Genomic DNA, 23,243 nt, shown 5'->3' with positions numbered 1-23,243 from the left:
CTGTGCCTTTTTTGCCGCAGCCGGAGGATTTCGTTTCTGCTGCGCCGCACCAATTGTCGTCAAGTATTTGACAAGTAATCGATATCGCCATCAGAGCTGCAACGCATAAGTTACGCATAGACCGGTTGACAACGTGAGACAATTTGGTAGCGTTAACATCGAGTGGCGACCAAGCCAGCTCACATAAAAAACCATGCGGCGCGCCGATGCGCGCTGACGAGGAGGGGACAGATGAAAAGCATTCGGCTCACGCCAGCGCTCGCGCGCTCGGCTTCCGCAATCGCCATCACGGCATGCCTGATGATGCCCGGACTGGCGCAGGCACAGGACGCCGCCGCGCAGGCGGACGCGACTGCCACGGCAACTCAGGACGAAGCGCAAGGCGAGGACATCGTCGTCACCGGCATCCGCGCCGCGCTGGATCAGGCGATTGCGATCAAGCGCAATTCCGCCGGCGTCGTCGATGCGATCTCCGCCGAGGATATCGGCAAGTTCCCCGACACCAACCTCGCCGAGTCGCTCCAGCGGATCACCGGCGTGTCGATCACCCGCGCCAATGGCGAAGGTTCGCAGGTCGCGGTTCGCGGCTTCAGCGGCGGCTTCAACCTGGTGACGCTGAACGGCCGCCAGCTGCCGTCGACCAGCATCGACACCAGCACCGGCAACGCCTTTGCGCGCGGCACCGGCCGTTCGTTCGACTTCCAGAACCTTGCTTCGGAAGGCGTCGCGTCGCTTGAAGTCTACAAGACCGGCCGCGCCAACATCCCGTCGGGCGGCATCGGCGCGTCGATCAACGTCGTCACCCGCCGTCCGCTCGATTCGCGCGAGGACGGCTTCTCGGGCTCGATCGGCGCCAAGGCGCTGTACGACCTCACGGTAGAGGATGCCGAGGGCGACCTGAGCAAGATCACCCCGGAAGTGTCGGGCCTGATCAACTGGAAGAACCCGAGCGAGACCTTCGGCGTCACGGTGTTCGGCAGCTACCAGCTGCGCGAATCGACTTCGATCCAGTCGAACCCGAACTATTGGAACATCGTGCCGCTGGCTGCCTTCCTGGCCCGGGACGGTGTCTACACCACGCCGACCACGAACATCACCAATGCGCCGACGACGCCCTATGTCCAGATCCCCAACGACAGCCGCTATCAGTTCTCCGAGAACCGCCGCGAGCGTCTGAACGGCCAGGCGGTCGTCCAGTTCAAGCCTTCGGAGGCCTTGGAGATCACGGTTGACGGTCTTTATGCCCGCAACAAGCTGAGCGACGAGCGCAGCGAGCAGACCAACTGGTTCCAGCGCCCGTTCTCCGACGTCACGTTCGACGACAACAAGCAGATGCAGACCGCCATCATCCTCGCCGAGGCCAAGCAGGCGGATAAGGGCTACGAGCAGCAGCGCTTTGCGACCGACACCGAATTGTATTCGATCGGCGGCAACCTCAAATGGAACTTCACCGACGCGCTGTCGCTGACGTTCGACGCGAACCACTCGAAGTCGACGACCAATCCGGATAACTCGAACGGCTCGTCCGCGACGACGATTTCGATCGGCGCGCCGGTCCGTGCGACGCATCGCGTCGACTTCAGCAGCGGCTTCCCGCAGCAGTCGGAAACGATCAACGATTGCAACGCGACCAACGGTGGCCGCGGCGGCAACTGCAACAACCAGCTCGATATCGGCGATATGGGAACGCAGATTTCGCGCGTCATCGTCTCGGAGCAGGAAGCCCGGATCAACCAGTTCGGCGGCGAATTCGCCTGGGATCTGGGCGAGGGGAGCCGTTTCACCTTCGGCGGCGACTATGTCGATGCCAAGATGCGCTCGGCTACCTCCAACACCCAGCAGATGCTGGGCGACTGGGGCATCACCGACACCGGGCTGGTCAGTCAGCTGGCCGGCGATCTCGTCAAGACCTTCTGCATGACCTGCAAGTTCGACAAATATGATCCGGCTTCGACCGGGTCGGCGCTGGTCGCGTTCCGCGGCAACGCTGTCGATCTGAACAATATCTTCTCGCCTTATTATACCAACAGCGGGATCTCGGGCAGAGGCGTCATGCCGCAGGGCTCGGCGGACGACACGGTCGGCGAAAAGACCTGGGCGGTGTTCGGCCAGATGGCCTGGAGCGGTGAAATCGGTGGACGCCGTGCAAATGCGTTGATCGGCGTTCGCTACGAACAGACCCGGGTCAATTCGATCAGTCTCCAGTCGGTGCCGTCGGCGATGCGCTGGACGTCGGACAACGACTTCAATGTCGATGGCGGACCTGCCGGTGATGCCATCAACGTAAAGGCGAAGTACGATAACCTGTTGCCGTCGCTGGACTTCAACATCGAAGTGCTCGACAATGTGATGGCGCGTGCTTCGTTCAGCCAGACGCTGGCCCGTCCGGACTATGGCAATCTGTTTGCATCGGTCACTGCCGGCGCGCCGAACCGCCCGACGGCGCTTGGTGCGGCACTCCCGACCGCGACGAGGCAGGATCCGGCACTGCTGCCGCTGGAATCTGACAATTTCGACGTGTCGCTGGAGTGGTACTATAAGCCCTCGAGCTTCGTCTCGGTCGGCTTCTTCAACAAGAACGTGCGCAACTTCATCGGCACTCAGGTCACCAACGGCAATCTTTTCGGCCTGCGGGATCCGGGCTCGGGCGCTGCAGGCTCACGTTCCGGCATCGCGCTGGAGTACCTGCGGACCAACGGAATTCCGCTGAGCGACATCAACCTGTTCGCCTACACTGCGCTTCTGGTGCAGAACAACGGCAACCAGGCGGCCGCGACGGCGCAGTTCCAGGCAAATTACGCCAACGGTGCTCTCGGCACGACCTTCTACAATAACCTTGCCGCAGCAATCGATGTTCTCGGCAATTCGACCGATCCGCTGGTCAATTTCGGGATCAGCGGCCCGGTGAACAATCGTGAGGGCAACATCCACGGCTTCGAAGTCGCCTGGACCCACTTCTTCGGGCAGACCGGCTTCGGCTTCGCGGCGTCGTACACCAAGGTCGATGGCGACGTGAACGTGGATCCCTATGCGGATCCGAACGTCAACATCTTCGCGCTGACTGGCCTGGGCGACAGTGCGAACCTGACCGCGATCTACGACAAGGGCGGATTCTCGGCCCGTGTCTCGTACAATTGGCGCGACAAGTATCTGTCGGGGACGAACCAGGGCGGCAATCGCAACCCGCTGTTCACCGACACCTTCGGCACGCTGGATGCGAACATCAGCTACGACATCACGCCGAACTTCTCGCTCTCGCTCGAAGCGGTCAACCTGACCAGCGAGCCGTTCCGTCAGTATGCCCGCAACGAGACCAACCTGGTCTATGTGCAGGAACTCAAGCCGCGCTTCTGGCTCGGTGGCCGTTTCCGCTTTTAACCGAACCCGGGAGTGGGCCTGCGCCCACTCCCGATAAAAGGGGGAAAAGGCCGCGGCTTCCAAGCAGCGGCCTTTTTCTTTTGTCTGGCACCCGCGCGTCGCTAGACTGGGTGCAAACAGGACCGGAGCGGATGAACCCCGTACAGATCAACAATATCGACCACGCAAATCTGCGGGTCAGTCCCAGTGCGGGCGCCGCGTTCGGCGACGCCGCCAATCAGGCGCTGGTGTTCCCCGCCGAGTTCGAGGAGCTGCAGCGCGAGTTCCCGATCATCTTCCGCCACCGCGAAAATGGCGTGCAGGCCTATGCGTTGCTCGGGCTGGACCGCGACGAGAATCTGTTCCTGTCGGGTGATCGCTGGGCGAGCCGCTACGTGCCAGCGACCCACCAGCGCGGCCCTTTCTCCATCGGCATTGCACGCGATTCCGCCGACCCAAATTCGGGCGAGCCGATGGTCCATGTCGATATGGACGATCCGCGGGTTGGCGAAAGCGAGGGCCTGCCGCTGTTCCTCGAACATGGCGGCAACACGCCCTATCTTAATCGTGTCTCGGGCGTGTTGCGGCTGCTCTACCAGCAGATGGAAAGCGCGCCGGCCGCCTATGCCGCGCTCGACGATGCCGGGCTGCTCGCCCCGGTCACGCTCACCATCGATGTCAGCGAGGATCGCCGTTACACGGTGCCCGACGTGCTCGTGGTGGACGTCGAGCGGCTGGCCGGCGTGACCGGCGAGCCGCTGGAGCGGCTGTACGGCTCGGGTATCCTGCGCCTAGCCATCCTGGCCGCGGCGTCGCTCGGCAACGTCCAGCAGCTTATTGCCCGCAAGCAGGCGCTGCTGGACCCAGCGGTCTGACCGTCATGCCGGCCATCACTCGCCGCACGCGCGTGATCGAGGGCGTGGACGCACACAGCCTGCCGGTAGCCGATCTGATCGCCGATGGCCGGCCCGCGATCCTGCGCGGGATCGCGCGTCACCTCCCGCTGGTCGCTGCCGGGCTGGAAAGCGCGGAATCGGCAATCGCCTGGCTCAAGCAGTTCGACGGCGGTCGCCCGGTAACGGCCTATGTCGGCGATCCGGCGATCGGCGGCCGTTTCGGTTACACCGAAGGTTGCACGGCGCTCAATTTCGCGCGGGAGAGCGGATCGCTCTCGGGCTATCTCGACCGGCTTCGCGCGGGCGTCGGCGATCCCGATGCGCAGGCCATCTATATCGGCTCCACCGACATCGATTTGTACCTGCCGGGTCTTCGCGCACAGGCGGCACTGCCGTTCGGCGATCCGCAGCTGGTGCAGCATCCGCCATTGGTCAGCATCTGGATCGGAAACAGGACCACTGCATCCGCACATTACGACATGTCGAACAACATCGCCGTCACCCTGGTCGGGCGCCGGCGCTTCACGCTGTTCCCGCCCGATCAGGCGGCCAATCTCTATCCCGGTCCGCTCGAACTGACTCCCGCGGGCCAGGTCGTCTCGATGGTCGATTTCGACGCACCCGATTTCGCGCGGCATCCCGGCTTCGTGCAGGCGCTCGCCGCAGCCGAAGTGGCCGAGATGGAGCCGGGCGACGCGCTGATCTACCCCGCTCTGTGGTGGCATCAGGTCGAGGCGCTCGATCCGTTCAACGCGATGATCAATTATTGGTGGAACACGTCGCCCGGGTTCATCGATACGCCGCAGGTGACTTTGCTCCACGCGCTGCTCAGCCTGCGCGACCGCCCGGAGCATGAGAAGGCCGGGTGGAAGGCGCTGTTCGACTATTATGTCTTCGGCCCTGCCGACCGCGCCGGCGCGCATCTCCCCGAACCTGCCCGCGGCAATCTGGCGCCGCTCGACGACATCAAGGCGCGGCGGCTGCGCGCGGAACTCCTGAGGAAGCTGAATCGATGAGCGAACAGGTTGTAAAGCGCGTCGTCATCGCCGGCGGCGGCACTGCCGGCTGGGTAGCCGCGGCGGCCTTGGTCAAGCAACTCGGGCCGCTGATCGACATCACGCTGGTCGAATCGGACGAGATCGGCACCGTCGGGGTAGGGGAGTCGACCATCCCCACCTCGCGCAACTTCCACCAGCTGCTTGGGATCGACGAACAGGCGTTCATGCGCGCCACCCAAGCGACCTTCAAACTGGGCATCTCGTTCGAGAATTGGGGCCGGATCGGCGACCGCTACATCCACAGCTTCGGCGAGAACGGCAAGCGTTCGACCTGGATGGCCGAGTTCCACCATTTCTGGCTGGAAGCGCGCGCGCAGGGCTTTGGCGGCAGCCTGTCCGACTATTGCTTCGAGCTCCAGGCAGCCGATGCAGGCAAGTTCGCCAAGGCCGACGGCCTCGACATCAACTACGCCTATCATCTCGATGCGACGCTCTATGCCCGCTTCCTCCGCGCCCTCGCCGAGCCGGCCGGCGTCAAGCGCGTGGAGGGCAAGATCGCCCGGGTCGAGCAGCACGCCGAGACCGGCTTTATCACGGCGCTGGTACTCGAATCCGGGGTGCGCGTCGAAGGCGATTTGTTCGTCGACTGCACCGGTTTCCGCGCATTGCTGATCGAACAGACGCTTGAGACCGGGTTTGAAGACTGGACTCGATATCTCGGCACCAACAGCGCTTTTGCGGTACAGACGCGCTCGACCGGTCCGGCGATCCCGCTCACCCGTGCGATCGCGCACGAAGCCGGGTGGCGCTGGCGGATCCCGCTCCAGCACCGTGTCGGCAACGGCATCGTCTATTGCAGCGATTTCATGAGCGATGAGGATGCCCGGGCGAAGCTTCTCAACGACATAGAGGGCGAGCCTCTGACCGAGCCACGCCTGATCCGCTATCGCACCGGCGCCCGGCGCAAGGTGTGGAACAAGAACTGCGTCGCACTGGGCCTCGCCAGCGGCTTCATCGAACCGCTCGAATCGACGAGCATCCACCTCGTCAAGGTCGCTGTGACCCGGCTGATCCAGTCCTTCCCGTTCGGCGGCTGCCACGAAGCCGCGGCCGATCGCTTCAACGCCCAGTCGCGCCAGGAAATCGAAGGCATCCGCGACTTCATCACGCTCCATTATCACCTGACCCAGCGCGACGATTCGCCGTTCTGGGACCGCTGCCGGACGATGGAGATCCCCGACAGCCTCGCGCAGCGGCTCGCGCTGTTCCGCGGCGACGCGCACGCATGGCAGGACGGGATCGACTTGTTCCGCGTCGATTCCTGGGTGCAGGTCCTGCTCGGCCAGGGGCTTGCGCCGGAAAGCCATCACCGGCTGGCGAAGATGATGAACCCCAGCGAACTTCGCCAGGCGCTCGGCGCGCTCAAGGCGAACATCGACGGCGCCGTGGCGCGATTGCCCGCGCATCAGGATTTCCTCGCGCGCTATTGTCCCGCCGGCGACGCCTGAGGCCATCGCCGGCAGGGCAGGTCTTATTGCGCCGGCTGGCCCTCGTTGCCGCCTTCGTCGCGCGAAACCCGCGCAGTCATCCCCGTCGCGTCGGCATCGTCCTGCGTCTGCTCGTCCGCGCTGAGCGTAGTCGGCACCGTCTCGGGCTCCGCGGCCGTGACGACATTGTCGAGCGGCGGCGCGGCGGGCGCCTCCGTCGGCACGATTGCGGTGTTCTCGACTTGGATCGGCGTCATGTTCTCGACATTGCTCGGCGCCGCAGCCTCGTCGCTACCGCCCGAGCAGGCACCGAGCGCCAGCGCGCCGGCAACGGACGCCAGCATGGCGATACGCTTGATGGTCATCGGATATTTCCCTTTCAACGTGCGGCGACGGCAGTGATCGCCGAGCGCCTTTCGATCTTCGCCGCGAGCGTCTTGTCCCAGCCATAGGGGTCGCTGCGGAAATTCATCTGGCCGTTCGCGCTGGCGAATGCCGTCCAGTAGAGCAGATAGACCTGGACCTTGTCCTGCTCCTGCAACTGGACGCGCAGCGTCTTGCCCTTGCCCAGCGCTTCCTGGATCGCCTCGGGCTGCCAGGCCGGATCGTTGCGCAGCAGCAGCTGGGCGAGCGGACCCGGCTTCTCCAGCCGCACGCAGCCATGGCTGTCGAGCCGGTCGAAGCTCGCGAACTTCGCCTGCGCGGGTGTATCGTGGAGATACACGGCATAAGGATTGTCGAAATCGAACTTGTAGAGCCCGAGCGCGCTCTTGGGCCCCGGCTGCTGCTGGATGCGGCGGCCGGCACCGGTGCCGATGATCTTGTAGTTGTTGCGCGCCAGATACGCCGCGCCCTTGGGGAACAGCTCCTTGGCGGCGATCCCGGCGGGGACGTTCCACGGCGGATTGAGCACGATCGAATGGATCCGCGACTGGAGCATCGGCGTCTCGTTGCCCGGACGCCCGGTGACGGCCTTCATCGACGCGATCGGCGCATCGCCTTCGAACACCGTCAGCACCGCCGCGGCGATATTGACCTGGATCCGCTTGGCGGGGAGTTCGGCGGGCAGCCAGCGCCAGCGCTCCATGTTCGCCATGATCTGGCGAACCCGGTCGCCGGCCGGCACGTTGAGCGCGCCCAGCGTTCCGGTCGAGACCAGACCGGTCGGGTTGAGCCCGTAGCGCCGCTGTGCGCGGACCACTGCGTCCTTGAGCTCGGCATCGAACTTGGTGCCGGTGGCGACGACGTCGCTATCCTCGACGGCGAGCCGCTTGCGCAGCGCCGCGACGCGCGGGCCGCTCGCGCCGACCGTCATGTCGGGACCGGCGGGAAGCGCGGTCCAGCCGCCGTTCGCCTCGATCTTGCGATAGATTTCGAGGCCCTTTTGCAGCCCGTCATAGCCCGCATAGGGCGGCGGCAGCGATCGGAACCACGCGGCGATGCGGTCGCGCTTTACGGCGTCGGCAAAGGCGGGCAGGGGATCATAGGCCGCGGGCCGCAGCCCCCAGTCCTTCTGGAAATCGCTGGTGTCGAGCCGGCCCGAATGCACGGCGCGAGCATAATCGAGCGCGGCGCGGGCCACCGCCTCGTTGCTCCCCGCGCGCGGCGTTGCGGTGCCGTCGTGGCGAAGCCCGTGCGCGAAGCCGGCATCGGCGAGCAATTTGCCCAGCTGGGCGGCTTGGTCGGCGCTCAGCGTGGGCGGCGGCACCACCTGCACCGGCGCAACCGCGGGCACGGGCTGCACCAGCGGCGTGGCGGGCGGCGTCTGCTGCTGCGCGAACCCGGGGGCACTCGCCATGCCGACGACCACGGCCATGGCAGTGCCCAGTCGCACGGATCGGCCAAACGTCGCTCGCAATATCACACTCATTACTCCTGCCCGACTGTTCCGCCCCCCGGCTGATCAGTTGAATCGAGGTGCTAATAGGCGAATTCCGGGTGCAAGTGCGAGCAACTATTGACCCGCGGCCGAGATATCCCGGCCGCGGGTCAAACAGGGGCGCGGATCGCTGTCCGAACCCAAGCCCGGCATCCGCGCCCGCTCCGGGCTCTTTCTCAAGAACGGCAGCCAGCGTGCGAGCTTGCCTGCTTTCTTCGCGCCGCTAAGCTCGCCCGAAATGCGGCAAAGTCCGCCCAAACGCGAACGCAGGAGCTGTCACCATGTCGATCGTCCGCCGCGGCTTCCTGGCCGGCGCGCTCGCGCTGCCCATCGCCGCGCATGCCCAGGCACAGGAAAGCCGCGAGGAGCGGCGCCAGCGCCAGCTCCGCGAGGATTGGCCGTGGCTCGGCCGCTATGCCGAGGAGAACCGCGCGCTGCTTGCATCGGGCGCCAAGACTAACATCGTCTTCATGGGCGATTCGATCACCGAGGGCTGGCGCGGCCAGCGTCCCGCATTCTTCAAGCCCGGTCGCGTGGGTCGCGGGATCAGCGGCCAGACCACGCCGCAGATGGTGCTGCGGATGATGGCCGATGTCGTCGCGCTCAAGCCGCGCTACGTCCACATCATGGCGGCGACCAACGACGTCGCCGGCAATACCGGACCGATCACCCCGGCGCAGACCTTCGACAATTTCCGGATGATGACCGCCATCGCCCAGGCCAATCGCATCCAGGTCCTCCTCGCCTCGGTGCCCCCCGCCGACCATTTCCCGTGGCGGCAGGGGCTCGAGACGGTCAAGCCGATCCGCACGATCAACGCCTGGCTCAAAAGCTATGCGAAGACTGCCGGCGCGACATGGATCGACTATTGGCCGGTGCTCGCCGATGCCCATGGCGCAATGAAGCCCGGCATGGCGACCGACGGCGTCCATCCCACGCCGCAAGGCTATGACAGCATGGCCACGGTGATCGACCCGTTCCTGCGGGCAAGAAAGATATGAAGTCGCACACTCTCCCCTCCCTGCAAGGGAGGGGACCAAGGGGTGGGTATTGATTGCGAGGTCAGCGCGGCGGCGCTGTGGCAATATTCTCAGACAAATAGGTTCCAAGCCCGGTATTTTTGGGTAAGCTGACGATCAAGACCGGTATCGTGCTCCCGCGAAAGCAGGGCGCCCAGGATAACAAGCGAACCGGTCTGCAACGCTGCTCCTTGCTTTTGCAGGAGCACGGACAAGGAGGAGGATGCGATGCGGATTACGCCGAGGGACGGGATCGTCGCGGGTTTGGCAGTGTTGGCCACCTTTGCGGTGGCCGCAGCCGCGCAGACCACCCCCGCCAAGCTTGGCCCTGCGGTATTCGATTGGGCGAAGATGGACGTGAAGGCCACCGATGTCGGTGCGATCCGCAACCTCGTCCGCCAGCCCACCGCGACGCTCGACGAGCTGGAGATGCACGTCACCACGCTCAACCCCGGCCTCGCCTCGCATCCCCCGCACACCCATCCCAACGAAGAGCTGGTGATCGTCCGCGAGGGCACCGTCGAGGTACTCAGCGGTGGCGTGTGGAAGCGGCTGGGCCCGGGCTCGGTGATCTTCAACGCGTCCAATTCGCCCCACGCGCTGCGCAATGTCGGTGCGACTCCGGCGACCTATCACGTCATCAACTGGAAGACCCCGGCGACGCCCGCAAACTGAGGAGACACGCATGCACCGCCGCACGATGCTCACCGGCGCCGGACTGGCAGGTCTCGGCGCTGCCTTGCCCCCCGAACTGCTCGCCGCCCAGTCGCAGACCCAGGGCAATGCCGTCTCCGCCGACGCCGCGCCCGCCGCACCCGAGCCCACCGCGAAGCACCGCATCAAGTTCGGCATCATCGGCCTCGATCACGCGCACATTTACGGGATGACCGACGCGATGATCCGCGGCGGCGGCACCCCGGTCGCGTTCTTCGCCACCGATCCCAAGCAGATCGAGACCTTCGCCAAGCGCTATGGCAATGGCGTCAAGCTCGCCAGGAGCGAGGACGAGATTCTCGGCGACAAGGCGATCCAGCTGATCATCGGCGCGCCGATCCCCGATCTCCGCGCCCCACTCGGCATCCGCGCGATGCGCGCGGGCAAGGACTATCTCGGCGACAAGCCCGCGATCACCAGCCTTGAGCAGCTCGCCGACGTCCGCCGCGCGGTCAGGGAAACCGGCAAGAAGTTCGCGATCATGTATTCCGAGCGGCTCGAAGTGCGCTCGGCGGTTCATGCCGGCGAACTCGTCGCGCAGGGCGCGATCGGCAAGGTGATCCAGACGGTCAATCTCGCCCCCCACCGGGTCAGTGCGCCCAGCCGCCCCGACTGGTTCTGGGACAAGGCCCGATATGGCGGCATCCTCACCGATATCGGCAGCCACCAGGCCGATCAGTTCCTGTTCTACACCGGCTCGACTTCGGCGCAGGTCGTCGCCGCGCAGACCGGCAATCTCCACTGGCCCGACAAGCCGAAGTTCGAGGATTTCGGCGACATGATCGCCACCGGTAACGGGGGCACCGGCTATATCCGCGTCGACTGGTTCACCCCCGATGGCCTCCCCACCTGGGGCGATGGCCGCCTGTTCCTCGTCGGCACCGAAGGCTCGATCGAGCTGCGCAAATATGTCGATGTCGCCGGGCGCCCGGGCGGCAACCACCTGTTCATCACTGACAAGAAGGGCGTGCGCTATATCGATTGCTCGAAAGTACCGCTGCCCTTCGGCCCGCAATTCGTGACCGACATCGTCGAGCGCACGTCGATCGCACAGGACCAGGCCCAGGCGCTCCTCGCTGCCCAACTGGTCCTCACCGCCCAGAAAAACGCCACCCGGCCGAAGCTGACGTGACGGCGCAGCTGAAGCTCCGCTCCCTGCTCGCAGGGAGGGGCTGGGGGTGGGTGCGCGCGTCTGCGCCCCAAAAGAACTCTCCCGCATCTCGTCAAAACAGCCACGGTCGAGGCATCGAGCTTCGCCCGCGGCTACCCACCCCTAACCCCTCCCTTGCCGGGATGGGGACACTGAATGTCCATACGGTATCGGGAGACAGGCAATGACCCTCAAAACTACCCGACGCGGCATCCTCAAGACCACCGCAGCAATAGCTGCCCCGATGATCGTCCCCGCCAGCGTGTTCGGCAAATACGCCCCCTCCAACCGCGTGGTGATCGGCGCGATCGGCGTCGGGCGCATCTCGCGCATCCACGACATGAAGGAAGTCCATAAGCACGCCGACGCGCAGATCGTCGCGGTGTGCGATGTCGATACCGTCCGCCTGGGTGCGGGCAAGGAGCTGGTCGATGCGCGCTACGCCGCGAGCACCGGCAAGCCCTATTCCGGCACCAGGATGTACCATGATTATCGCGAGCTCCTCGGCAACAGGGAGATCGACGCGGTCATCATCTCCACCCCCGATCACCAGCACGCCCCGCAGGCGGTCCACGCCGTCCGCGCCGGCAAGCACGTCTACCTCCAGAAGCCCGCTGCGCTGACCATCGCCGAGGGCCGCATGATGGCCGATGCAGTCAAGGCGAGCGGCAAGGTCCTCCAGATCGGCTCGCAGCAGCGCGGGCAGGATCCCTGGCCGCAATTCCACCGTGCCTGCGAGCTCGTCCGCAACGGCCGCATCGGCAAGATCCGCCATGTCGAGGTCGGGTTGCCCGGGGATCCCTCGGGGCCCGAGGCGCCGCCGATGCCGGTGCCGTCGAACCTCAATTACGACGCGTGGCTCGGCACCACGCCGGAGATTCCGTATACCGAGATCGGCGTCCATCCGCAGGATTCGTTCGAGAACCGTCCCGGCTGGCTGCGGATCGAGCAATTCGGCGCCGGGATGATCACCGGCTGGGGCTCGCATCATATCGACACCGCCCATTGGGGCATGGGCATGGAGCATAGCGGCCCGGTCGAGATCTGGGGCAAGGGCGCGTTCCCCACCAGCGGCCTGTGGGACGTCCATGGCGCGTTCGAGACGCATGCGCGCTACGCCAACGGTACGACGATGACGGTGTCGGGCGCCTTGCCCAACGGAGTGAAGTTCATCGGCGACAAGGGCTGGATCTTCGTCACGCGCAGCGGATCGGTGACGCCGTCGGACCCGAGCGGCCCGCAGATCGATCCGCTCCAGGCGAGCGATCCCAAGATCCTGACCAGCGTGATCGGCTCGAACGAGATCCATCTGCTCAAGGTCCCCGAACAGCACCGCAACTGGCTCGACGCGATCCTCACCGGGGTGCCGGTCAGCGCGCCGGCCGAGATCGGCCATCGCGGCTGCTCGACCTGTCTGCTCCACTGGACCGCGATGAAGACCGGGCGGCGCTTGAAATGGGACCCGAAGGCCGAGCGTTTCATCGGTGACGACGCTGCAAATGCGATGCTCAGTCGTCCACAGCGCGCGAAGTACGCGATCTAGCCGCGTCCGTCCGGTCGACATTACCCGTAGCGAAGGAAGACTCGCCGGCCCGGCGCGTGGCAACTTCGGCATGCACATGTTCCCCGTTTTCTCTAAGCGCCCCGGACAACGTGTAAAAAGGGAACGCCCATGATCCGCACCGGAATTATCGGCTACGGCCTCGGCGGCATGGCGTTCCACGCGCCGCTGGTTGCGGCCGTGCCCGAGCTCGATCTCGCCGCGATCGTGACCTCACGCCCGGACGCGGTCCACGCCCGCCATCCCGCGGTGCAGGTCGTGCCCGATGCCGCCATCTTGCTCGCCGATCCGGCGATCGAACTGGTCGTGGTCTCGACGCCCAACGACACCCATTTCGCGCTGGCCAAGGCAGCGCTCGAAGCCGGCAAGCACGTCGTGGTCGACAAGCCTTTCGCGAACACCGTGGCCGAGGCTGAGACTCTGCGTGCGCTGGCCGAAGCGCAGGGGAGAATGCTCAGTGTCTTCCATAACCGCCGCTGGGACAGCGATTTTCTGACCGTCCGAAAGCTGCTCGACGAAGGCGCGATCGGCGACGTCACGCTCTATGAAGCACGCTGGGACCGCTTCCGCCCCGCGCTGCGCGAGAGCTGGCACGAGACCGCGGGTCCCGGCGGCGGGGTGCTGATCGACTTGGGGCCGCACCTGATCGATCAGGCGCTCGCGCTGTTCGGCCCGCCGCAATCGATCACCGCCGACATCGCCGCGCAGCGCGAAGGTTCGCTGGTCGACGATTATTTCGAGCTGACGCTACACTATGGCCGGATGCGGGCGATCCTCTCCTCGGCAGCGATCGTCCCGTCGCCACGCCCGCGCTTCGCGATGCACGGGACCCGGGCCAGCTTCGTCAAGCACGGCCTGGACCCGCAGGAAACTCAGCTACGTGGTGGCGGCCGCGCCGGCGATCCCGGCCACGGCATCGAAGACCCGGCCAATCACGGCGCGCTGGTTGCGGGCGACGGGACCGGCAGGGCGATCAAATCCGAGCGCGGCGACTATCGCCTCTTCTATGCCGGCATCGCCCGGGCGATCGCGGATGGCGCACCGCCGCCGGTGACGCCTGCCGATGCGATCGCAGTCATCAGGATCGTCGAACTCGCCCGCCAGAGCGCTCGCGATGGAAGAACGTTACCGTTCTGATATACCCTCGCTCTGGCATTTTACGTAGGTCTCACAGTGCGCTAACTGGTCTATACGGGGACGTTTCCGCGGTCGTGGCCGCAGCTTAGGATTCTTTCATGCTGAGCCTTCTGGTTGCGTTGTCGACCGGCAGCTATGCCCCGCATGGCGCATCCATGGCGTGGCGATCCGACCTGCTTTGGGGAAATACCGCCGCCGATGCGGTCCTCGCGCTTGCTTATTTCTCGATCTCGCTGGGGCTTGCGGTACTGATCCGGCGACGCCGTGATTTCGCTTTTGGCTGGATGTTCTGGTGCTTCGCGCTGTTTTTGATGGCGGGCGGTTTCGTACATCTCATGAGCATCTTGACTTTGTGGCGCCCTTTCTATGCTTTAGAGCTAGTCATTAAAGGCGTGACCGCTGCCGCGTCTATCGCGACGGCGATCGCGTTGTGGCCGCTCGTCTCGAGGGTGATTTCAATGCCTTCCCGCACTCAACTCGCTGCTGCGAATGCCGAACTCGAGTCGCTGGTCCGCGAGCGCGACGCCGCGCTCGCCGAATTGCGCGACCATATCGACCAGCGCGGCGAGCTCGAGGCAGCGCTTCTCCAATCCCAGCGGCTGGAGGCAGTGGGTCATCTCACCGGCGGCGTCGCGCACGACTTCAACAATCTGCTCCAGGCAGTTGCCGGCAATCTCGAACTCATCGCGCGCAAGCCCGACGACATCGATCGCGTGGTCGGGTGGAGCGCGAGCGCACTCAACGCCGTCGAGCGCGGCCGCTCGCTCACCAGCCAGCTGCTCGCCTTTTCGAGCAAGCAGCGCATGGACATCGACTCGGTGCGGCTCGGCGAACTGGTGAGCGGGGTTAAGGACCTCATCGAGCGCGCGGTCGCGCCGCTGGGCCAGGTGCGGATCGAGCGGATCGATCCCGGCCTCAATGTCGAAGTCGACTCGCTGCAGCTCGAACTCGCTCTGCTCAACCTCGCGTTCAATGCCCGCGACGCGATGCCTGAGGGCGGGATCCTGACGATTGCCGTCGAGCGGCGAAGCGGCGCGATTGCTCCTGATCTGCCGGCGGGCGACTATGTCGCGTTGACGTTGTCCGACACCGGCGTCGGCATGTCGCCGGACGTGCGTGCCCGCGCAGCCGAGCCGTTCTTCACGACCAAGGGCCCCGGCAAAGGCACCGGTATGGGACTCGCCATGGCCTCGACCGTCGTACGGCGGTCAGGCGGATCGCTAGCGATCGAGAGCGAGGAAGGACAGGGCACCTCGATCACGCTGTTCCTGCGGATCGCCACCAGCCAGCCCCGGCGCATCGTCGGTGACGACGCCAAGTCCGACGTGCGGATCGATTTGACGGGCTACACGATTGCGCTGGTGGATGACGATGCTCAGGTCCGCGGTTCCCTTCGCGATACCCTGATTTCGGCGGGCGCGACGGTTGAGGAAGCGGCTGAGGGCAATGCCGGGATCGAGCTTGTTCGCCGCGTGAAGCCCGATTTGCTCGTAGTCGATTTCGCCATGCCCGGGATGACCGGCGTCAATGTCGTGCACAAGGTGCGCGAAGAATATCCCGACATGCCCGTGGTGCTGGTCACCGGCTATGCGGACTCGGAGAAGCTCGATTCGCTTCCCAGCCCTCAGGTTGTGGTGTTGTGGAAGCCGTTCGAGGCGCAGGAATTGCTACGCAAAGTCGCCGGACTCTTGGGCCGCTAAGGCAGCGCGCGGCGCAGTTCCTCGATCCACGCCGTCGCCACGCTGTCCGACGGCGCACGCCAGTCGCCGCGTGGGCTGAGCGCACCACCCGCCGAAACCTTGGGACCGTTGGGCATCGCCGAACGCTTGAACTGGCTGGTCTGGAAGAAGCGGAACAGGAAGCGCTCGAGCCACTGCGCGATGGTCGCGAGATCATATTCGTTGCGTTCCCTCTCAGGGAAGCCGACCGGCCACAGCCCTGCGTCCCGGTCCCGCCAGGCATGCCAGGCGAGGAACGCGATCTTCGATGGCCGCAGGCCGTGGCGCACCACATAATGGAGGAAGAAGTCGTTGAGTTCATAGGGCCCGATGCGTTCCTGCGTGCTCTGCATCCTGCCATCGGCATCGGCGGGGACGAGTTCGGGCGAAATCTCGGTATTCAGGATCGCGGTCAATATCTCGGCTGCCTCGCCCGCGAACTGACCGCTGCTCACGCTCCAGCGGATCAGATACTGGATCAGCGTCTTCGGGACGCCGGCATTGACGCCGTAGTGGCTCATCTGGTCGCCGACGCCGTAGGTGCACCAGCCGAGTGCCAGCTCGGAGAGGTCACCGGTTCCGATGACGAAGCCGTTGCGCTGGTTTGCCAAGCGGAACAGGTAGTCGGTGCGCAGCCCCGCTTGGACGTTCTCAAAGGTCACGTCATAGACCGGTTCGCCGTCGGCGAAAGGATGGCCGATATCGTCGAGCATCTGGCGCGCAGTCGGCCGGATGTCGATTTCCTCGCCGCTGACGCCCAGTGCGTGCATCAATGCCCAGGCATTGGCCTTCGTCGCGTCGCCGGTGGCGAAGCCGGGCATGGTGTAGCCGAGAATCTCCGAACGCGGGCGGCCCAGCCGGTCCATCGCCTTGCACGCAACGATCAGCGCGTGCGTCGAATCGAGCCCGCCGGAGACTCCGATGACGAGGTGCTTGCTGCCCGTCGCGTCGAGCCGCTTGCGCAGCCCCTCGACCTGGATGTTGAAGGCCTCGTAGCAATCCTCTTCGAGCTGCGCCGGCGTGTTCGGCACGAAGGGAAAGCGGCGGAGCGGGCGGACCAGCCCGCGATCGGCCATGTCGGGCTGGTGGGTAAAGGCAATGCGGCGGAAGCGCGTCTCGGGATGGCCGGCATAGCGAGCGCTGTCGTTGAACGTGCCATTGCGCATCCGCTCGAGCCGCAGACGCTCGAGGTCGAGATCGGCGCAGACGACTTCGGTGGTCAGTTCGAACCGTTCCGAGCGGGCGAGCAACTCACCGAACTCGTAGATGAGCCCCTGGCCGTCCCAGGCCAGATCGGTGGTGCTCTCGCCGGGGCCCGACGCTGAATAGAGATAGGCGGACAGCGTCCGCGCCGATTGCGCGGCACACAGCAATTCGCGCTCGCGCCCCTTGCCGATGACGATGTTCGAGGCCGAGAGGTTGCACAGCACCAGCGCGCCGGCCAGTGCGCCGTCGGTGGAGGGTGGGGTGGGCGCCCAATAATCCTCGCAAATCTCGATATGGAAGACGAAGTCCTCCAGGTCGGACGCGGCGAAGACCAGATCGGCGCCGAACGGCACTGTCTGTCCCGCAACGGTGATGTCGAGCCCGGTCAGCCCCTGTCCTGAAGCAAACCAGCGCTTTTCGTAATATTCGCGGTAGTTTGGCAGGAACTGCTTGGGAACGACGCCGAGGATACGACCGCGCGCAATCGCGAGCGCACAATTATACAACCTACCGTTGCGGCGCAGCGCCGCGCCGACGAGCAGCACGGGCCGAAGCTTCGTGCTCGCCTCGACGATCGCCGCAATCCCCGCTTCGGTCGCGTCGAGCAGCGCGTCCTGCAGGTGCAGATCGTCGATCGCATAGCTGGTGACGTTGAGTTCTGGGAAGACAAGCAGGTCGGCACCCTCCGCATCGCCTTGCTGCGCCAGCGCGACCGCGGATGCGGCATTGGCGGCCGGATCGGCGACCGTCACCGAAGGCGTGCACACGCCAGCGCGGATCATCCCCTGGCGGGGGAGTGCATAGAAGGGGTGAGTCTTCGTCATCGCCGCGCCTCCGCAAGCATTTCGAGCCCGACGCGCAGGCATTCGATGCGGGGGAGCGTTTCGGTCATGAAAGGGTCCTAGTCCGGGGCGTGGCCGAGTGCCAAGCCCATCGGACTCGCTTTCGATCCGGGTCAGACCTTGGCGGAATAGATCATCCGGCCGGGCCCGAGCCGTTCGAACACCTTGGCGAGCTCGTTCTCGCCCACGGCGAAGCAGCCCTGGCTGCGGCCAAGCTTGCCGTGCTTCGCGATCATGTCGTTGTTCGAATACCAGGCCGAATGGACCACGATCGCGCGATCAAAGGCATTGTTGTTGGTCGGATCGAGCCCAAGCAGCCGCTGCGAATCGCCGTGCTTGCCGACATAATAATCGGCGGTCAGGAAGGCGCCTTCGCTGGTAGCTTCCGAATTGATCATATTCGAGAAGCTGTGGAGCAGGCCGGTATGCTCGGGATCCGAACCGATGCCGTGCGCGACGAGGAAGCTCTGCACTTCGCCGCTACCGAGGTTCACGATGTGAAAACGCGGGCGATAGGACGGCGTCGCGAAATCGGCGATGGCGATGCGATCGTGCGAAGGCACGCGGATCGAGTGCCGGTCGAGCGCAGCGACTGCGCGCTTGAACAGTTCGGGACGAATATTGCCCGGCGCCTTGGGATTGGCCTTTACCACCTGCGGCGCGGCCGGGATCGGCGCGACTGTCGGCACCGGCACGATGGGTGCCGGCCCGCTCGCAAGATTCAATGTCCGCGTAGCGCAGGCCGAAACCACTGCGCCGCTGGCCATAACAAGCGCTGACTTCATCAGCGCGCGGCGCGTCTGCGCCGAATCGAGATTTTCCGTCACTGGTTACCCGCTACCCGCTTATTGTGCCCTGGTTGTACCAGAGCCTAGTTTCATATGGGGTGAACATCCGCCCTGAGTGGTGCAACTCACCGCAATCGCTACCCATTTCACCGAGTTGGAACCGCGGATGTTGAAACAAATCCGAGCTTCGACGCAGCGAGCCGACGATTCGCCCGGACAGCCGAAATGGGTTAATAAAACTTTAAGATCGTGAGAGCGGGCTGCCGCCAGCAGAGGAAAGACGAGCATGACCCTTGGCGCGCGCGCCCTGTTTATGCTGGCGGTGCTGGCACTGGTTCTTGCGGTGCCGGCAGCGGCCCAGCCGCTCGCCACCGCCAGCCAGACTCCGCTCCCAAGCCTGAAACCGGGCCAGTCGATATGGTTCGAGACGCCCGAGCTGATGAAGGCGAGCACGAGCGCACGCGCGCCCGTGCGGATCGTCATCGCGATCCGGCAGCAACAGGCGCTGGTCTATCGCGGCGACAGGCTGGCAGGGATGACTACCGTATCGACCGGTGCGCCGGGCTATGAGACGCCGCTTGGCGAATTCACCATCCTAGAGAAGAAGGTGTTCCACCGCTCCAACCTCTACAGCAATGCGCCGATGCCTCATATGCAGCGGCTCACCTGGGGCGGGGTAGCGCTCCACGCCGGACCCTTACCGGGCTACCCCGCGTCGCACGGCTGCATTCGCCTGCCCAAGGCGTTCGCGCGCGAGTTGTTCGACCTGACGTCGAAGGGCGGCGCCGTGCTGGTGGTGGACGATGTGAGCGACGCTCCACTGTATCTGCCGCTGACGCCGTTGCTGACTGTCGATACCCACAGCCTCGGCACCTCTGCGACCAGCTATACGCCGCAGGCCGCGCCACTGCTCGTCGCGGACACGCGAAATTTGGGCGGGGAAGCCTATAACGTCCTCACGATGAGTGGCGATGTGGCGGCGGACGAACCTCGTTCGCGGGCCGCATCATGGGTTACGGGACCCGAGCAGGCGATCGAGGGAGCTGCACGGCGCGGCGCGCGGTAGCTTGAGGACTTATCAATTGCGAGTGCGCGTATAATGAACCGGCGTCCCGGGCGCGGGACATCAACGGTCACACCAAGTCAGACTATCTTGGATGTTTTCGCGGGATTGCCTGCGATGTCAAAGAACCTGCGGCTAGGCCACGCTTCACGCAAACAGAGCGAATCCTACATCGCAAGCGCTGGACGACTTGAGCCGGCGGTTCGCCGCCGGAGGCAGCGGGACCCCGGCTCAAGGCCTGGTGACGAGGAAGAATAGAAGTACTCAACAAGGCTCGTCATCCGGTAGTGTCGCAGTTTGAAATTAGCGCCTGAAATGAAAAGCCCCGCCGAAGCGGGGCTTCTTTAAAAGGCGGCCACTTTCTCTCTGACGCGCTCGTGAAGGCTGGTCCGAAAATCCCTGCCGTCACATTCCAGTATATCATTGGCCACGCTTACGACGGCGGCACCAATCGCAATCTCTTTAGAGATTTTATCATGCTTGTAGAGCCAGAGAGATACGTCAGACCAATCCCATAAGGGGCTCGCCGTAGTAACACGGGCTCTAGGTGCCGGAAAACCTTCGCTTCTGTGGCCCTTGAAATAGTTGGTCATTGCAGCCCGGCTCATATCTGACCGCGCCGCTATCTCGGACAAACTGACGAGAGGATCAGGCTCCACGCGCTCAACGACGGCGCCAGCCGTACGGCAATTATCCACCGCCGACCCGATAGCCTCCTCTAAAGACTCCGCCTCGCGGCAGAAATCGACCAGAATGTGCCCTTTCTGAAACGAAACTAGCGCGTCGTCACAGCCTGCATCGTAAAACTTGGCTTCAAAAGCCTCATCTTGCGGATCAAGGCCGGTGGCAATGACTGTAAATTCATATGTTTCCATCATCTGCCTCCTCGTTCGCGTTCTGGTGCGGGCATCGATCTACGGCCCGCGAAATTTGTTTCGCATGGGTCCCGCCGTTTCGCGGCGAACCGTTTATTCCGAATTGACACCCGTCACGATCGGCCTGAGCGCAACATGCGGCCCCAGTGGCCTTGCATGCGTATCGTCCAACCTAAGCCTTCCGCGTACTGGACCGCGCCCTCGACCTCTTTGTCGGGATGCTTCGGCCTAGCCAGCGTCGCCTCCTAAAAGTAGTGCACTGTGAACATCTGTCAACACCTTTCGGTTCCCCCTTTAGGACGCGACGGTGAAGCGGAGGTTAATGGCCCATCACTCCCCCGCGTTTTTTATACGGCCCGCGCGGTTTAATTGCGGGTGCGAGCGCGTCAATCTTTTCCACAATATCCTCGATCGACCAAAGTCGATCGGTGATCCCCGCCGCCATCGCGGGCGACATGCGTAGCGTTTTATGGATGCGGCAGAAGTTGTAGAAGGCGAAGTAGAGCGCCAGCGCGTGAATGTGGTTCTCCAGCTTCTTCGAGAAGGCGTTGGTCAGGCGCGTAAACCGGCGCATGCCCATCCGCATATTGAGGTTCTGGCGCTCAACGTAGCTGGTCGAGATGTGCTTTTCGTCCGGATTTCCCTCGCGGCGAACCTTCTTCGCTCCAATGCACTCAGCCGGGCTGTAACGGCCCGGTGCGCTGATTGTCGGGCCGTAGAGCTTCACAAGCTGCGCGTAGTCCACGTCGCCGCCGAATGCGCCTTCAACGGCTTCCAGATATGCGCGGTGGCCATCGGTGGTCAGCTGGACGCGGTTGGCGAGGCGGGCGCGAAGATCGTCCATCAGCTCGATCGCAGCGCCGCCCGAACGATCGCCCACATAGTAGGAGACAATCAGCTTTGTGTCAGCGTCCAGCGCTGTCCACGTCCATACGTCGCCAGCGCCTTCCGGCTTGTCCTTGAACAGCTTGGCAGTCTTCTCTTTGGCGTAGCAGAACGACCAAATCTCATCGCACTGGACGCGGCTCGCCTTCACGTTGCGAACCGTCTCATCGTGGATCGCCAAGCAAGCTTCCCCGGCCTCAACGAGCAGCTTCGACACCGTGTTGATCGACACGTCGGCCACGCGGCTGATTGAGCGCATGGACGAGCCTTCGCAGAGCATCGCGAGGATTTGAGTGCGCTTGGCGAGAGGGAGCTTGTTCACACGCATTTGATATGAACTTTTATGCTTAGGGTCAAGCGCAATCGTCATGCTTGCATCTCCAATGCAGCAAGCATATATGCTTGCGACAGAATGGCAGCAAGCAGGAAACACCATGGCTAGCAAAACGCCTCAATCCGCAGGTGGCATCGCGAGAAAGAACAGTCTCACCCCGGCGGAGCGCAGCGCCATCGCGCGGCGCGCGGCGCTGTCGCGTCATAACCACGGCCTGCCGAAGGCGATCGCGGAAGGCGAGTTGGTTATTGGGGGCGTGGTTCTCTCGTGCGCGGTCCTTGACGACGAACACAACACTCGCGTGCTGACACAAAACGCCTTTCTCAAGGCGATCGGACGCCACCCCTTCGCATCGGGCGGGACTGGATCAGCGATCGACGAAACAGCCCCATTTCTGAGAGCAAACAACCTAAAACCCTTTATTTCCGAAGAGTTAGAGCGATCGACAACTCCGATGCTTTATCTGCCTCGCAACCCCACTTCTGGTGCCGGAGGCATTGGCTACGGTTACTCCGCCACCCTCCTTCCTGAAGTGTGTTGGGTTTATCAGGACGCCCTTACGGCTGGTAAATTGCTCAAGAGCCAGGTTCACATTGGGGAGGCGGCGCGGAAATTCCTGAAGGCGCTGACTAACTATGCGATCGAGGACTTGGTGGACGAGGCCACCGGCTTCGCGGACCAAAAGAAGAGGCGAGCCCTCGACAAGATCATCGAAAAATACGTCCGTCAGGACGCGCAGCGGTGGGCGCTGATGTTCGACATCGAGTTTTACCGGCAGATCTACAGGTTGAATAACTGGGTCTTTGACCCGGCCAAGACCGCCCGGCCCGGAGTGATCGGTACATGGACAAACGATATCTACGATCGGCTAGCCCCCGGCGTACGCCCGGAGCTTCAACGGCGGGTGCGGCGGAATGCCAAGGGCAAGCCCACACAGAAGCTAACCCAATATCTGACCGACGAGGACGGCAAGCCTGAGATGAAACGGCTTCTGGAGGGCGTGATTGTCGCGATGAAGCTTTCGTCCGACTGGGACGATTTCAAGCTCAAGCTCGACATGCTTTATCCAAAGTTCGGAACCACGCTCCAGTTGCCGTACGATCCGATTAAGAGCCTTCCGGCTTCTTAGACCACCGCTTAGCCGCCGCCGCTTGAGCAATCTCGCGGCGGCGCTCCGGCGCCATATTTTCCGCCCGCTTCTTCCCGCCCAAGCTGCCAAGCTGTGCGGCGGCGCTGGATAGCTCTTCCCGCTCGTCCTCGATCTCGCCAGTGGCGATCTTACCGATCATCACAGCGAGGCCGATGGCGTCGGCTGGGCGCTTCTCTCCCCGAGG

General features: G+C 64.0%; 19 protein-coding genes. 12 read left to right on the top strand and 7 right to left on the bottom strand.

The window, feature by feature from the left end; all coding sequences use genetic code 11:
* The first annotated feature begins 231 nt into the window (after positions 1-231).
* From BXU08_RS07005 to BXU08_RS06990, 4 genes are all read left to right on the top strand, one after another.
* Complete coding sequence (locus tag BXU08_RS07005; RefSeq protein WP_077509406.1) at positions 232-3,378, top strand: TonB-dependent receptor; 3,147 nt, start codon at positions 232-234, stop codon at positions 3,376-3,378.
* 131 nt (positions 3,379-3,509) lie between these two features.
* Complete coding sequence (locus tag BXU08_RS07000; protein WP_077509405.1) at positions 3,510-4,232, top strand: SapC family protein; 723 nt, start codon at positions 3,510-3,512, stop codon at positions 4,230-4,232.
* Between the two features lie 5 nt (positions 4,233-4,237).
* A complete protein-coding gene (locus tag BXU08_RS06995) occupies positions 4,238-5,269 on the top strand; it encodes a cupin-like domain-containing protein (RefSeq protein WP_077509404.1) in 1,032 nt (343 codons plus the stop codon).
* Positions 5,266-6,759 carry a tryptophan halogenase family protein gene (locus tag BXU08_RS06990; RefSeq protein ID WP_077509403.1) on the top strand — a complete coding sequence of 498 codons (1,494 nt, stop codon included), beginning with the start codon at positions 5,266-5,268 and terminating at the stop codon, positions 6,757-6,759. The genes BXU08_RS06995 and BXU08_RS06990 overlap by 4 nt, the downstream gene beginning before the upstream one ends.
* A 23-nt stretch (positions 6,760-6,782) precedes the next feature.
* On the opposite strand, the gene BXU08_RS06985 is transcribed toward BXU08_RS06990, so the two are convergent.
* Together BXU08_RS06985 and BXU08_RS06980 are read right to left on the bottom strand one after the other, a co-directional pair.
* On the bottom strand, positions 6,783-7,103 hold the full coding sequence (locus tag BXU08_RS06985) for a hypothetical protein (protein WP_077509402.1): 321 nt from the start codon (positions 7,101-7,103) through the stop codon (positions 6,783-6,785).
* 14 nt (positions 7,104-7,117) lie between these two features.
* Positions 7,118-8,554 (bottom strand): murein L,D-transpeptidase, encoded by a 1,437-nt coding sequence (locus BXU08_RS06980; RefSeq protein ID WP_077509401.1) that lies wholly within the window; start codon positions 8,552-8,554, stop codon positions 7,118-7,120.
* Between the two features lie 344 nt (positions 8,555-8,898).
* Between BXU08_RS06980 and BXU08_RS06975 the strand changes: the two genes are divergently transcribed.
* The 6 genes from BXU08_RS06975 (at position 8,899) to BXU08_RS06950 (ending at position 15,898) form a co-directional block, all read left to right on the top strand.
* Complete coding sequence (locus BXU08_RS06975; protein WP_077509400.1) at positions 8,899-9,618, top strand: GDSL-type esterase/lipase family protein; 720 nt, start codon at positions 8,899-8,901, stop codon at positions 9,616-9,618.
* A gap of 246 nt (positions 9,619-9,864) precedes the next feature.
* The gene (locus tag BXU08_RS06970; RefSeq protein WP_077509399.1) at positions 9,865-10,311 is read left to right on the top strand and encodes a dimethylsulfonioproprionate lyase family protein; all 447 of its coding nucleotides are present in this window, start codon (positions 9,865-9,867) and stop codon (positions 10,309-10,311) included.
* Positions 10,312-10,321: 10 nt separating this feature from the next.
* The gene (locus BXU08_RS06965; protein ID WP_077509398.1) at positions 10,322-11,482 is read left to right on the top strand and encodes a Gfo/Idh/MocA family protein; all 1,161 of its coding nucleotides are present in this window, start codon (positions 10,322-10,324) and stop codon (positions 11,480-11,482) included.
* Between the two features lie 202 nt (positions 11,483-11,684).
* Positions 11,685-13,043 (top strand): Gfo/Idh/MocA family protein, encoded by a 1,359-nt coding sequence (locus BXU08_RS06960; protein ID WP_077509397.1) that lies wholly within the window; start codon positions 11,685-11,687, stop codon positions 13,041-13,043.
* 129 nt (positions 13,044-13,172) lie between these two features.
* On the top strand, positions 13,173-14,198 hold the full coding sequence (locus BXU08_RS06955) for an oxidoreductase (protein WP_077509396.1): 1,026 nt from the start codon (positions 13,173-13,175) through the stop codon (positions 14,196-14,198).
* 98 nt (positions 14,199-14,296) lie between these two features.
* Entirely contained in the window at positions 14,297-15,898 is a 1,602-nt protein-coding gene (locus BXU08_RS06950; protein ID WP_077509395.1) for a response regulator, read from the top strand.
* Here BXU08_RS06950 and BXU08_RS06945 read toward each other — a convergent pair.
* Together BXU08_RS06945 and BXU08_RS06940 are read right to left on the bottom strand one after the other, a co-directional pair.
* The gene (locus BXU08_RS06945) at positions 15,895-17,946 is read right to left on the bottom strand and encodes an NAD(+) synthase (protein WP_077509394.1); all 2,052 of its coding nucleotides are present in this window, start codon (positions 17,944-17,946) and stop codon (positions 15,895-15,897) included. The two genes, BXU08_RS06950 and BXU08_RS06945, sit on opposite strands and share 4 nt — an antisense overlap.
* Positions 17,947-18,077: 131 nt before the next feature.
* The gene (locus BXU08_RS06940; RefSeq protein ID WP_077512107.1) at positions 18,078-18,731 is read right to left on the bottom strand and encodes a murein L,D-transpeptidase catalytic domain family protein; all 654 of its coding nucleotides are present in this window, start codon (positions 18,729-18,731) and stop codon (positions 18,078-18,080) included.
* Positions 18,732-19,038: 307 nt separating this feature from the next.
* Here BXU08_RS06940 and BXU08_RS06935 point away from each other — a divergent pair, with 307 nt between their 5' ends.
* Positions 19,039-19,818 carry a L,D-transpeptidase family protein gene (locus tag BXU08_RS06935; RefSeq protein WP_077509393.1) on the top strand — a complete coding sequence of 260 codons (780 nt, stop codon included), beginning with the start codon at positions 19,039-19,041 and terminating at the stop codon, positions 19,816-19,818.
* 341 nt (positions 19,819-20,159) lie between these two features.
* Here the strand turns inward: BXU08_RS06935 and BXU08_RS06930 are convergent, their stop codons facing one another.
* Positions 20,160-20,693: a hypothetical protein gene (locus BXU08_RS06930; RefSeq protein WP_150125450.1), complete on the bottom strand. Its 534-nt coding sequence runs from the start codon at positions 20,691-20,693 to the stop codon at positions 20,160-20,162.
* Positions 20,694-21,009: 316 nt separating this feature from the next.
* Positions 21,010-21,897 carry an IS1 family transposase gene (locus BXU08_RS06925; protein ID WP_216352927.1) on the bottom strand — a complete coding sequence of 296 codons (888 nt, stop codon included), beginning with the start codon at positions 21,895-21,897 and terminating at the stop codon, positions 21,010-21,012.
* A gap of 112 nt (positions 21,898-22,009) precedes the next feature.
* Between BXU08_RS06925 and BXU08_RS06920 the strand changes: the two genes are divergently transcribed.
* Entirely contained in the window at positions 22,010-23,038 is a 1,029-nt protein-coding gene (locus BXU08_RS06920) for a P63C domain-containing protein (protein WP_171982451.1), read from the top strand.
* On the opposite strand, the gene BXU08_RS06915 is transcribed toward BXU08_RS06920, so the two are convergent.
* Complete coding sequence (locus tag BXU08_RS06915) at positions 23,016-23,198, bottom strand: hypothetical protein (RefSeq protein WP_216352907.1); 183 nt, start codon at positions 23,196-23,198, stop codon at positions 23,016-23,018. The two genes, BXU08_RS06920 and BXU08_RS06915, sit on opposite strands and share 23 nt — an antisense overlap.
* Positions 23,199-23,243 lie beyond the last annotated feature (45 nt).

This window comes from Sphingomonas sp. LM7 (assembly GCF_002002925.1).
GTDB lineage: Bacteria > Pseudomonadota > Alphaproteobacteria > Sphingomonadales > Sphingomonadaceae > Sphingomonas.
This window is presented reverse-complemented; position numbering and strand designations above follow the sequence as displayed.

What these genes read in the sequence shown, in the direction of transcription:
- BXU08_RS07005 (WP_077509406.1), top strand. Translation starts at nt 232, where the DNA reads ATGAAAAGCATTCGGCTCACGCCAGCGCTCGCGCGCTCGGCTTCCGCA.
- BXU08_RS07000 (WP_077509405.1), top strand. Translation starts at nt 3,510, where the DNA reads ATGAACCCCGTACAGATCAACAATATCGACCACGCAAATCTGCGGGTC.
- BXU08_RS06995 (WP_077509404.1), top strand. Translation starts at nt 4,238, where the DNA reads ATGCCGGCCATCACTCGCCGCACGCGCGTGATCGAGGGCGTGGACGCA.
- BXU08_RS06990 (WP_077509403.1), top strand. Translation starts at nt 5,266, where the DNA reads ATGAGCGAACAGGTTGTAAAGCGCGTCGTCATCGCCGGCGGCGGCACT.
- BXU08_RS06985 (WP_077509402.1), bottom strand. Translation starts at nt 7,103, where the DNA reads ATGACCATCAAGCGTATCGCCATGCTGGCGTCCGTTGCCGGCGCGCTG.
- BXU08_RS06980 (WP_077509401.1), bottom strand. Translation starts at nt 8,554, where the DNA reads ATGGCCGTGGTCGTCGGCATGGCGAGTGCCCCCGGGTTCGCGCAGCAG.
- BXU08_RS06975 (WP_077509400.1), top strand. Translation starts at nt 8,899, where the DNA reads ATGTCGATCGTCCGCCGCGGCTTCCTGGCCGGCGCGCTCGCGCTGCCC.
- BXU08_RS06970 (WP_077509399.1), top strand. Translation starts at nt 9,865, where the DNA reads ATGCGGATTACGCCGAGGGACGGGATCGTCGCGGGTTTGGCAGTGTTG.
- BXU08_RS06965 (WP_077509398.1), top strand. Translation starts at nt 10,322, where the DNA reads ATGCACCGCCGCACGATGCTCACCGGCGCCGGACTGGCAGGTCTCGGC.
- BXU08_RS06960 (WP_077509397.1), top strand. Translation starts at nt 11,685, where the DNA reads ATGACCCTCAAAACTACCCGACGCGGCATCCTCAAGACCACCGCAGCA.
- BXU08_RS06955 (WP_077509396.1), top strand. Translation starts at nt 13,173, where the DNA reads ATGATCCGCACCGGAATTATCGGCTACGGCCTCGGCGGCATGGCGTTC.
- BXU08_RS06950 (WP_077509395.1), top strand. Translation starts at nt 14,297, where the DNA reads ATGCTGAGCCTTCTGGTTGCGTTGTCGACCGGCAGCTATGCCCCGCAT.
- BXU08_RS06945 (WP_077509394.1), bottom strand. Translation starts at nt 17,946, where the DNA reads ATGACGAAGACTCACCCCTTCTATGCACTCCCCCGCCAGGGGATGATC.
- BXU08_RS06940 (WP_077512107.1), bottom strand. Translation starts at nt 18,731, where the DNA reads ATGGCCAGCGGCGCAGTGGTTTCGGCCTGCGCTACGCGGACATTGAAT.
- BXU08_RS06935 (WP_077509393.1), top strand. Translation starts at nt 19,039, where the DNA reads ATGACCCTTGGCGCGCGCGCCCTGTTTATGCTGGCGGTGCTGGCACTG.
- BXU08_RS06930 (WP_150125450.1), bottom strand. Translation starts at nt 20,693, where the DNA reads ATGATGGAAACATATGAATTTACAGTCATTGCCACCGGCCTTGATCCG.
- BXU08_RS06920 (WP_171982451.1), top strand. Translation starts at nt 22,010, where the DNA reads ATGGCTAGCAAAACGCCTCAATCCGCAGGTGGCATCGCGAGAAAGAAC.
- BXU08_RS06915 (WP_216352907.1), bottom strand. Translation starts at nt 23,198, where the DNA reads ATGATCGGTAAGATCGCCACTGGCGAGATCGAGGACGAGCGGGAAGAG.